2 protein-coding genes are annotated in these 1,598 nt (G+C 60.3%); both read right to left on the minus strand.

Features of this window, described 5'->3' with window-relative positions:
• Positions 1-437 (minus strand): cysteine peptidase family C39 domain-containing protein (locus AC0L2H_RS32405; RefSeq protein ID WP_473593667.1); only part of this gene is annotated, 437 nt, incomplete at its 3' end.
• A gap of 32 nt (positions 438-469) precedes the next feature.
• Positions 470-1,555 carry an HlyD family secretion protein gene (locus AC0L2H_RS32410; protein ID WP_171880404.1) on the minus strand — a complete coding sequence of 362 codons (1,086 nt, stop codon included), beginning with the start codon at positions 1,553-1,555 and terminating at the stop codon, positions 470-472.
• Positions 1,556-1,598: the final 43 nt, after the last annotated feature.

A 1,598-nucleotide genomic window follows, 5' to 3' on the forward strand; every position in this document is an offset into this window, starting at 1 on the left:
GTCTCGTCGCGGCGCTTGAAGGTGTCTGCGGGAACCAGGAGCACCAGGGCGCCAGTCCATTGCTTTTTGAATTCCTCGTGCGCCAGCTTGCGGATTTCACCATAGGCTGGGTCCATGACGATGACCCACCTGGCGTTGATCTCCTGGACTACGACGAAGTGATGCAGAACCTCGCCGACGACGACATGCGCGATGGCGGGCTTGGGGATCTTGTATAGGCTGTCGAAGCCACCCTTTACCCCCTTGGCAACGAAGCCCAGCTTCCGGGCCGCTTCCATGAGGCCCAGCACAGTGGTGCCGGAGCGGCCGGTCGAGGCATACTGTCGGATACGCGACAATGGCAGCTTGTAGCCATAGAAGGCCGCGACAGAAGCAAGGCTGGCGGCACCGCAATCGGTGATGTCGCGCTGCTTGAACTTGATGATCTTGCTCGACATAGCGGCTCGCTGACTGTTTGGAAAATGGAGAATCAGTGGCTCGCCAGGAGCGGATTGAGCCAATCGTCGACCTCGTTGTACAGGAGTTCCAGGACAGTGCGGTCGCCCAGGAGGAAGCGGGCCCGCACGGTCATGCCTTTCTTCAGGTTACCGATGATCCCGTGCTTGAGGGCGAGATGGCGCCGAGAGAGCGCGCAGCGGACCTTGAAGGCCGGCCTGCCGTCGTGCAGCGTGAAGTCGTGCGCCACGTCGAGCACCGTCGCGTCAATGACACCCCATTGATTGTAGTTGAAGGCATCCACTTGGAGACGCACCGACTGGCCGGGGCGCACAAAGCCGATGTCGTTGGGAGAAACGAAGATTTCCGCCACCAGTTCACCATCTGGCGAAACCCAAGCGACGGTTTGCCCGGCCTGGACGTAGCTGCTGGAAGTGAGGCCCGAGAATTGCTCGAGAGCGCCTGATACGGGGGCTCGAATGAGAGTCAGGTCCCGTTCGCTCTCAAGCTGATGCAAGGCGGCCGTGAGTTCCTCAAGGCGCAGGTTAACGTCGGACAGCTGCTGGTTCCATTCGGCGAATTTGCGCCGGGCGAGGATCTCGCCCTGGATCTCAACGTTCTGAAGTGCGAAGGCCTTTTCCTCAACGGCCTTTGCCGGTGCTACAGCAGCGGAGAGCAGTCGCTTGGCACGCTGAAGTTCCGCAGCCGCATGACCGCGGTCATACTGGTTCTCCCGCACAAGGTTCAGGAAATGGGCGCGCTCGGCCGTGGCGGTCTCGGTCAAGAGGCGGATCGGGTCCTTGGCTTGCGTGCCGGAGGAGATCAGGGTTTCGAGGTCACGGGCAAAATCGCTCTTTGCGCGAATATCGCCTGTAAGCGCCCTGAGCTTTTCCTCAACCACCCCATCATCGAGGGCGAGGATCTCTTGCCCCTGGGCAACCAGATCGTTTTCAGCGGCAAGGATGCGGGAGATGCGTCCGGAGACGGGCGCGACCAAGGGCGTCTTCTCGACGGTGGGGCGAATGATACCGGCACTTTGGACAGACACCGATATGGTAATAAACGGCAACGACAACAATGCCGCAACCACAGAGAGCACAACCACCTTGTAGATGGCCAAAGATCGCCCTGATCGGCGAGAGAGGATGCTCTCTGCGGTGTAG

Source organism: Mesorhizobium sp. WSM4871 (assembly GCF_055811295.1).